Below are 9,364 nucleotides of genomic sequence, written 5' to 3'. Positions count from 1 at the left end.
GTTATCCAAAAGTGAATAATGCTGAATATTCTGCTAGTTTAACACATTATTCAGATAATTGCAGCAAAATTCAGTAAATCAATCAACAGGAGAATGCTCCCCTACGAACCGGCTTGATTTTGCCACTTTTTGCCGAAATCTGTTAGCGTTTCCTTGGGAATTTGCTGCTGCAACCATTCCAAAGCCCGATTTTGGTGCGGGTGGAGGCCGGCGCGATCGTACACTTTGCAAACATCGACCAAATTAATCGGCCTGTTACCGACTCTTGCTATCAATTGAGTGCGCCACTCTTCAGCAAATTTCTGCATGGTTGGCGCGGGAATCCTGCCCTGCAACCACTCCAAAGCTCTTTCTTGGTGAGGACTTTGACCGCTGAGGTCGTAAGTATTGCAAACATTCACTAAACTCAAAAACCCGATCGGCCCTGCGGCTCTAGTTTGAGGTGGATTTACTCTGGCTGCGGGAGTAGGTGCAGGCCTTGTCGCAGGTGCAGTCTGGGTTGCTACGTTTTGCTGCGGCAGACTGCTAGCAGTCTTGCGTTGGGTACCCACACCGCAAACTAAATTATTTCTGCCGTAAGTCGGATCGGAAGGGCGAACATTGATTGGTGTGGTGGCTTCGCAGACAATGGAGATAGTCACCGGATTCTTTAAACTGGCGTTTTCTTCCAAGAAAATTGCTCCGACATAAGCTTTCATATCCGCAGATTTCGGTATTGCATAGTGAAAAGCGCCTCTGGTAGTGGTGCGAATTGCAAAGTTGTAATCCTGTGGCAATAAAATACTAAAGGTTTTGGCGATCGACCCCACAGAATTGAGAAAATCGTGGTTGCGAACCACATAGGTTTGCTGGCCGCGCACCATCGCACTAATTGCCGACTCCGCAGGTGATAGCGCTTCCCTCGCTGCGATGCGTTCCGGTGCTGGCACTAAAGCCTGCGACTGTTGTACTTCCGGCGGCTGGGCTGCGGGTGCGGGTGCGGGTGCGGGTGCTGGTGCGGGTGCTGGTGCTGGTGCGGGTGCTGGTGCTGGCGTTATCGGCGGTGGCGGTGCTATTTGCACGGGTGGATTCTGGGCTGAGGTCGATCGCACGTCGCCCCTTATTTGGTTCCGTCTCGCCAGAAATATCTCAAAAGGAACGCCGTAATTCTCTACAGCCTGTTGAAGCCGCACGTCAGCTTTACCGTGAGTTGCTACCACACGGCCGTTGCTGTCGAGAACCGGGCCGCCGCTCATACCGGGGAGAGATGCGCCGTCGTAGGATAGTTCGTAACCTTCACGAGAGCCGGGGGCTCTACCGTTGACGTTGACAGGGTAAAAGCGGTAGCCGCGTTTGGTATCAAATTGTCCGGGACTGGGATAGCCTGCTACATAAACTGTTGACCCAGGCTGCAAATTTGCAGAGGTCGCAGTTTGAGCGACTCCGTAGTTATTTTTGCTTTGGAACTGCAACACTGCTAAATCTGTTCCCGGCACGTTTATCGCTTCGTAGATTTTGTAACGCATACCGTCGCCAGTTTGAATAAAGCATTCACCAGTAGTTGCTACGACGTGATTGGCTGTGAGGACAGTATAATTTTCACCTTGACGCTCAATTATCGATCCCGATCCCTGACAGTCGCCAGCGATCATTACTGTAAATTTTTTAGCAATTTCCCCGATTTCGGTTCGTTCTAGTGCTGGTGCTGGCAGAATTTGCACTGAGACGACGATCGCCACCGCCCCTACCAATGTTGTTGAAATTCTGCTATAAAATTTTGTCATCAGAAAAATGGGTTTGAAACCCCGTCCTAGAAGGACGGCTTTACAATGTTTGCAATGCGCCACGAGTTGTAAGCCAAAAACTTACAATCTGGGGGTAATGCGTTTTGAGTTAGACGCTTGCCAGTTTTTAACTCGTGCAAGCTAATTGTTTTTCGGTCTGGTTCTTTCTTTGTAGGAGATTCTTGCCATCCGCCAACATAACAGAACCCATATTTAGGATGTTTAACGATCGAACCACGCTTAAACCCCGCACTTAAAGTGCCACCGTACCGAGAGCGGATATGACCTGTAGAATGCTGCAAACGATGGAGTTGCCTGCGATGAAACTCAAGAGAGATTACTTCTATTAGCTTGGTATTATCAGGTTGAATGTGTCCCCCTGTATACCAATTAGCTAATACCCAAGAATCAATGCAGTGAGCCTCAAACTTCTTCGATAGCTTCTGTTTGGATTTTTTTAGTCCTAAACTTTGACGTAGCTCATAAGTATCGTTTCCCGATCTAATCTCAAGATGGGCAATCTTTCTAATCTCACAGTAAAACCACTTTTTGCCCACTTCTAAAGGACTAAACGATACATTCCACACGGGCGATCCGTTTTTCCTCTTTTGTGCCTTGATGTCCTCTACAACAAATGTCGATATCGGAAACATCAATGTCAACCAGTTAGCTATCCTTAACTTCCACTGCCATCTTGATGCCGTGGATGGGGGGATACGATTTTTGTTAACCAGCCTGTTAGCTCTATTTTGGCGGCACGGCGTGTTCCGAAATCGACGAGATCGTCGCATATTGCGCCTGACCTCTACACGGTCTTTTACCCAATCAATTGCATGAGTTTGGATATTTAAGTAAGTATGCGATTTGGATTTAACGGTAAATCCTTCGCGCTTGCTGCCTGGATCGATGCCAACCGCTATGGGTTGATAGTTGTGATTTGAAGGTTCTGCATTTAGTCGGATGCAAAATACTCCTTTTTTCCAGAATGGTGTTGCCTTGCCTGATTTGATCCAACGCTTAGCACGGGCGTTGGTAGTCGGCATTAACGGTCTATTTTCACTGTTGACAACGGGTACAAACATTTACGGTAAGTCCTATTTCTAGGTGTATATTTCCCTTCGCCACTGACTGCCAGAGCGGTTAAAAACTAGAGAGGCATTCTTAACGTCTTGCAGGATACCACTCCCAGGCAGTTCAGTCTGTCTTTTAAGGACGTAGGCTAGACACTGTTTTAGTCTTGAATCAAGAAGGTGGTGAGTCTTCCTCTTTCAAGCCCCACGCCTTGATAGCTGGGGTTAGTGACTGTCCAATTATTTAGTTTAGTTTAAGGAATAGTAGGGCGGGTTTGTATATATTGTCGATCGCTCAAATCGCCACCAAGCCAAAGCACGAAATATCGCACACTCAATCGCGCCTATTTTTTCACAGAATTGGTTGTCATTTCCAGCCCTGAAGGTGCTAGCTGCTTAAAAGTGTCGATCGGAATTCCCCAACTGTACTTACTCATCTGCTCTCGCAGCGCTGCATTCGGTTCAGTGCCATCTTTATACTGGTATGGGTCTCCCCACAGCGGGTAAGCGTGGACGCCGTTAACCCCCACCACCTCGCCGCGAACATTCAGCAGCGGCCCGCCGCTCATCCCTTTTTCAATCTCATTGGTGTAACCAATTTGATAGCCACCTTCCAAAGCTTTATCTAACACTCGCCAAACTTTGCCAGTTTTGAAGACAAATCCTCGGTCTTTTTGACCTTCTTCTGTCAAAGGAAACCCACCTGCAAATACTGCATCCTCAACTTTTGGTACGGCACCCGGCTTAGCAGTGGTATATTCAACGCTGCTAGTAAAGCGCAACAACGCCAAATCATTGCCTTTAAAATTAGCGTCTTTGACGAAGATTGCAGGGTAAATTTTATTATCTGGGGTTTGGATTTGGTAGGGAGCCTTGCCGGCTTTGAGGACGTGTTCGTTTGTCAGTACGGTGTACTGCGAACCCTGCTTGCGAATGGCGATTCCCGTTCCGGCAACTTGTCCAGACGATCGCACCCTAACAGCGATAGACTCAGCTTGTTGCTGCAATTGCTGTTGCGACATTTCGACTGGCATCTGTTTTAAGAAATTTTTGGCACGCGGAAGTTGTGCAGGCAAAATCATTGAGATGCCACTGATACAAGTTGCCAAGATTAGTGAACGCCAATCCATGTTTGTTTAGCTCGCAGTTTCTTTGCTACTTTTACCACAAACGCTCGTTGTCTGGTAGTTCGTTTTCAAACCATTGATTGAGATTGACGTTAGCAAAGCCATTTTCGTATGTTACCAGTTGCTTTTCCCCACTCAGGTAAAGCGGCTGCTTGGAGGCGCGGTTGCGGGTGTTGAGCATTTCTTCGAGAATCTGGTTGGCATTGTTGGGCCGGGGTACTGTCAGCACTATTGCTTCAGCACTCGAACAGTTCCCGCTACCTCTGACTCTATCGACGCACAATACTTGTTGACCATTGAAAGTCCCCGCTCTCATGAATCGGAGTTGACCGTTATCGTTAAACCGTTGAAATCTAGCCGATACGTCTTCGCAGCGCCGTTTGGGAGTCCAACCTGAACCGGAAAAAGCTTCATTGTTCCAAACTATCAGCGGTACGGGGCCTTTAGCGGCCGTGCGGACGATGGTTGCTGGTTTGCCTTCGCTAATCCCGCAGAAAAATTGATTTCTGGTTTGAGCTTGGCTCGGCTGCGAAAAAACACCCGATGTACCTATAACGATCGCTGCCGCGGCGAGCTTGCCAAATAAAGGTTGTCTCATTAGAGTAGCCTATATAGTTTTAATGATTGGAATTTTTTTTACGTTCTCTCCCGTTAAACTCGATCGAGTTCACAGGAGACCCCTTGCCGCACATAGTTTTTAAATCTTGCGACCCTTAACATTTTACTTTACATTATCAAATAATATTAGTCAATCTGCGTCCACCAAATTTTTGATAATTAGCTGCTACCTGTTCTGAGCCTCGCCGCAGCCCGCCCCACAATCATATTCAATCTTTTTTTTGTGGAACAGGCTTCTAGCCTGTTGTTGTGGAACAAGCTTCTAGCCTGTTGTTGTGGAACAAGCTTCTAGCCTGTTGTTGTGGAACAGGCTTCTAGCCTGTTGTTGTGGAACAAGCTTCTAGCCTGTTCGTTCGATCGCACTTCCCAGCATTCCGTCAACCATTTAAGTAATAATCCCGCGTTCCCTTCGCATTCATAGCTTCTCCGAGTCGTTGCAAACCGTACACGTAAGCAGCAGTTCTCATACAAACCGACAATTCCTGAGATTTTGTCCAAATTGCCTCAGTTTCCTCAACCATTTTGTGCTGCAACCGCTGATTGACTTCCTCCAGCGTCCAATAAAGCCCACTGCGATTTTGCACCCACTCAAAATAACTCACCGTCACGCCCCCGGCATTGACTAAAATATCCGGGAACACCTGAATTCCCCGCGCTTCCAAAATCAAATCAGCAGCAGAATCTATCGGCCCGTTTGCTACTTCAAAAATAAACTTAGCCTTGACATCATTGACATTTTGTGCAGTGATTTGATTCTCCAAAGCTGCTGGAACCAGCACGTCTACATCTAAGGCTAAAAGCTGCTCGTTTGTCAAGATTTCGTGTTCGACAATATTGCAGACAGAACCTTCGCAGTAAATAGCTTTGATACCTTTGTTAGCTTCTTTGAAGCGGCGGATGCTGGGAATATCCAGCCCTTGTTTCGCATGAATTCCCCCTTGGGAATCGCTGACAGCCACAACTTTGTAACCTGCTTTCCAGAGCAATTCTGCTAATTCGGCTCCGGCATTACCAAAACCTTGGACGGCTACCGTTGTCTCCCACGGAGTTCGGTTAAATTTGGGTAGGAGATTTTGAATTACAAAAAAAGCGCCGGTGGCGGTAGCGGTATCTCTGCCTAAACTGCCACCGATTGTCACTGGTTTACCTGTCACAACCGCCGGACTGAGCTGCCGCTTAATAATATTGTACTGATCCATCATCCAACCCATAATCATGGGATTGGTGTAGACATCCGGTGCGGGAATATCGACATCTGGGCCGATAAAATCTGCGATCGCATCTACGTAACCCCGACTCAATCTTTCCAATTCGAGTTTGGATAATTCTTTGGGATTGACTGTGATTCCGCCTTTGGCTCCTCCAAAGGGTATGTTGAGCACTGCACATTTAAATGTCATCCAAAATGCCAGTGATTGCACTTCATCGAGGGATACTTTCGGGTGGTAGCGCACTCCTCCTTTCGACGGGCCTCTGGTATCGTCGTAGCGCACTCGATAACCTTGGAAAATTCGCAGGGAACCGTCATCCATCCGCACGGGAATTGATACGATTAAACTGGATTTGGGATATTTGAGCCGCTCGCTAGTATCCTCGGAAAGGGATACATATTTTAAGGCTCGTTCTAGTCGGCGGCTGGCATCGGCAAATAATGATTCAGACATAAGAATAGTTGACAGTTGACAGTTGACAGTTGACAGTTGACAGTTGACCGAAGGAAGAAGCTAGAAGGAAGAGGAAAGACGGGAAAAGGAACAATGAAGAAGGAAGAAGGAAGAAGAAAGAGGGAAGATAGGAGAATAATTTGCCGGAAAGCTCTGGGTTAGGTGGTATTTTAAATTTAATTATTTTGGCTTAACTGCTGGTTTTTCGATACTTTCTAATTTAATCACGATCGCGGTTTGATTCTGGATAACTGCCTTCTACCTTCTACAATAACTGTATAAGTGGCTTCTGTCTGATTGTCGATCGACAATCTGGCAGTCCCAAGCAGCAATTCAGCAGATACAGTTAAAATAGAGGGTGATATTTAAGCTCAAGCAGCTATTTGAGGAGAGATCGCTCAAATCACCGCCAGCCACCAGGGGAATTATATTCTGAAATCTTCGACGCTTTAGCAAACGCTATAAACTAAATTATTATGATGGTTGGACTCCTAGCCGCGCTCTCTGCGTCTGCGGCGGGGGGTATGAGAATTGCCCTTCCCCTGCTGTTGATTGGTTTGTTGCGGATTGACAAACTTTGGTCAGAAATACCTCTATTGTCTCGCGTTCACCCCCAAGTGGTGATATCTATCTTGGTGAGTTGGTCGCTGTTGGAGGTATTTGCTTCTAAAACCTTTGTCGGACAGCGGGTGCTGCAAGTTGTGCAAATTATTTTTAGTCCTATTGTAGGAGCAATTATGGGAATTGCGATCGCTCAGGTAAGTGCGATCGACGAAATGATTCTTCACCCTGGGATGCTGTGCATCATTGGTATTGTCGGAGGTTTGCTGGCTTTAGTGCTGCAACTGGTACAAGCAGGATGGCTTTACCGACTACATATTTTACCGATTTGGGTGATTTTCCTGCAAGATGTTCTGTGTATTTCCTTGGTTTTGTTTGCCTTTGACGCCCCGAAAGAGGGTGCGTTAATTGCTATGCTGCTGCTGTGGTTGGCTATTCGCAGTTCTAAGGAGTGGTATTGCTGGTACAGAAGTCAGGGAGTACCGGGGGATGGGGGAAATCCCCGCCGCCACAAGCGCAATCCAGATTAATTTTTAAGTACGTAGTTGCGCTTGAGCGCTCTTTCTTAGGAATGATAATTAAATAACTTACAATCTTTATTGTTATTGTGGGATGGGCGTCCCGCCCGTCCAGAAAGGACGAGATCTTCTGGCCAATCCCACTTTCTTTGTGTAAATTATTTAATTCGCGATCGTTATATAAAAGCAAGAGTACCTTTCGGAGCGCTGAAGCGCAACTACGTACCTTTCGGAGCGCTGAAGCGCAACTACGTACCTTTCGGAGCGCTGAAGCGCAACTACGTACCTTTTATTCAATGAATTTAATCTCGATACAAAAACCGCCCTCTTGCGGTTTTTAGATGCGCGGGGCGGGTTTTATGTTGAGATTCTTTGTCTGCTGTTGGTTCGGATTGCAGGCTTCATCTGCACCTAAAGATCTAAAGCAAGCCGATCGAGTGTAGCGGGCCTTGACCCGTAATTAACTCGATCACTAATGCTATAAAACCAATCATTGCTACACGACCGTTCCAGACTTCCGCCCCCGTCGTCAAACCCCACTCCCACTGCTCTTGAGGGTACATTTTAACTTTCTTGGAAGGGCGTATCACATCCGCAAATTTAACGCTGGGAGATTCTATCGACTCGATTACTAAATCTGCCAAGGCTTCAATAAATACCGGATGAGTATTCAATGCAGGGACTCGGTAGAAATTTTCAATCCCCGACTCTTCTGCTAATTCTCGATACTCCATGTCAATTTCTTGCAGAGTCTCGATGTGCTCGGAAACAAAACTAATTGGAACTACCAACAAATCTTGAACTCCACTTTCTGCTAATTCGGTAATCGCTTCTTCGGTGTAAGGCTTGAGCCATTCCACCGGGCCAACCCGACTTTGGTAAGCTAGTGTATGTTCGTTCGATCGATTCAAATGTTCCATAATCAGACGAGTACAATCTTGAATCTCCCGCTGATATGGGTCTCCAGCCTCTTCTACGTAGCTGAGGGGGACGCCGTGGGCGCTGAAAAAGATGTGAACTCGATCGGGATTTGGACTGTTATCTAATTCTTGGGCGATCAATTCCGACATTGCCTGAAGGTAGCCTGGTCGGTGATACCAAGAAGGAATCGCGGTATATTCTATCTGGTTGAGATCTGGATCTTGGTTCCACATTTCTTCTAGCTGTCGGAAGCTAGAACCGCTGGTGCTGATCGAAAATTGAGGATACAATGGCAAGATTGCCAATTGTTCGATGCGATCGCGCTTTATTTTGGCGATCGCCTCTTCAGTAAAAGGATGCCAGTAACGCATCCCCACATATACTTTGGCATCTTGTCCCTTAGACTGCAAAAGTTCTTGCAGCGCCAAGCCTTGTTCTTCGGTAATCCGCCGCAAAGGAGAGCCGCCACCGATTTGGCGGTAGTTTTCCTGGGATTTTTTAAAACGCAGAGTCGAAATCAACCAGGCGAGCGGTTTCTGCATCCACGGAAACGGAATGCGAATGATTTCCGGGTCAGCGAACAAGTTGAACAGGAAAGGACGGACATCCTCGATTTGATCGGGCCCGCCCAAGTTTAATAGTAATACTCCTACACGGCCCATAGCGGTTACGCCTCTCCCATCGTCTCAGTTCTGTTAGTTATTTTTATCATATAACTTAATAATATCTTAAGTCGATAGCAAGATATACATAATTTTGAATATGGCAACAATTTTGAGAGATTTAAGTTATAGGTATCAGTGGCTGTACGATGCGATCGCGCGTCTGGCTGCTTTGAGCGTAGGTGGCGAAACTCGTTTTAGGCAGCTAGCCTTGGAAAATGTGACCCTGGGCGCGAAAACTAAAGTTTTAGACCTTTGTTGCGGTAGCGGTCAAACTACGCAATTTCTCGTGCAATATTCCCAGGATGTCACAGGACTTGACGCTTCACCATTATCGCTGCAACGGGCAAGAAAAAATGTGCGGCGTTGCTGAATCAGGGTATGAGACGAGAAAAAATGCGAGATTGGAGCCGAAAATGATTTCTGGGATTTTGATTGGGAATTGGAACATCTCCAAATT

7 protein-coding genes and 1 pseudogene are annotated in these 9,364 nt (G+C 46.7%); 2 read left to right on the top strand and 6 right to left on the bottom strand.

Translation table 11 applies throughout. The annotated features are described in order from the left end of the window. Positions 1-101: 101 nt before the first annotated feature. The 5 genes from JGK22_RS31830 to JGK22_RS31810 form a co-directional block, all read right to left on the bottom strand. A complete protein-coding gene (locus JGK22_RS31830; RefSeq protein ID WP_293184068.1) occupies positions 102-1,763 on the bottom strand; it encodes a trypsin-like peptidase domain-containing protein in 1,662 nt (553 codons plus the stop codon). Between the two features lie 26 nt (positions 1,764-1,789). Beyond that, positions 1,790-2,845: an RRXRR domain-containing protein gene (locus JGK22_RS31825; RefSeq protein ID WP_293184066.1), complete on the bottom strand. Its 1,056-nt coding sequence runs from the start codon at positions 2,843-2,845 to the stop codon at positions 1,790-1,792. Between the two features lie 332 nt (positions 2,846-3,177). Then, positions 3,178-3,963, bottom strand: a complete 786-nt coding sequence (locus JGK22_RS31820) for a serine protease (RefSeq protein ID WP_293184063.1) — start codon at positions 3,961-3,963, stop codon at positions 3,178-3,180. Positions 3,964-3,994: 31 nt separating this feature from the next. Further along, positions 3,995-4,558, bottom strand: a complete 564-nt coding sequence (locus JGK22_RS31815) for a COP23 domain-containing protein (RefSeq protein WP_293184061.1) — start codon at positions 4,556-4,558, stop codon at positions 3,995-3,997. 397 nt (positions 4,559-4,955) lie between these two features. Next, positions 4,956-6,242, bottom strand: coding sequence for a Glu/Leu/Phe/Val dehydrogenase (locus tag JGK22_RS31810; protein WP_293184058.1), 1,287 nt, complete (start codon positions 6,240-6,242; stop codon positions 4,956-4,958). 479 nt (positions 6,243-6,721) lie between these two features. On the opposite strand from JGK22_RS31810, the gene JGK22_RS31805 reads away from it, so the two are divergent. Then, complete coding sequence (locus JGK22_RS31805) at positions 6,722-7,333, top strand: DUF4126 domain-containing protein (RefSeq protein ID WP_293184070.1); 612 nt, start codon at positions 6,722-6,724, stop codon at positions 7,331-7,333. Between the two features lie 407 nt (positions 7,334-7,740). On the opposite strand, the gene hemH is transcribed toward JGK22_RS31805, so the two are convergent. After that, positions 7,741-8,904, bottom strand: coding sequence for a ferrochelatase (hemH, locus tag JGK22_RS31800; RefSeq protein ID WP_293184056.1), 1,164 nt, complete (start codon positions 8,902-8,904; stop codon positions 7,741-7,743). A 100-nt stretch (positions 8,905-9,004) separates the two neighbouring features. Between hemH and JGK22_RS31795 the strand changes: the two are divergent. Further along, positions 9,005-9,265: pseudogene (locus tag JGK22_RS31795) on the top strand (class I SAM-dependent methyltransferase); the annotation flags it as partial. Between the last annotated feature and the right edge of the window lie 99 nt (positions 9,266-9,364).

This window comes from Microcoleus sp. PH2017_08_TRC_O_A, from assembly GCF_020738665.1.
Classification (GTDB): Bacteria; Cyanobacteriota; Cyanobacteriia; order Cyanobacteriales; family Microcoleaceae; genus Microcoleus.
This window is presented reverse-complemented; position numbering and strand designations above follow the sequence as displayed.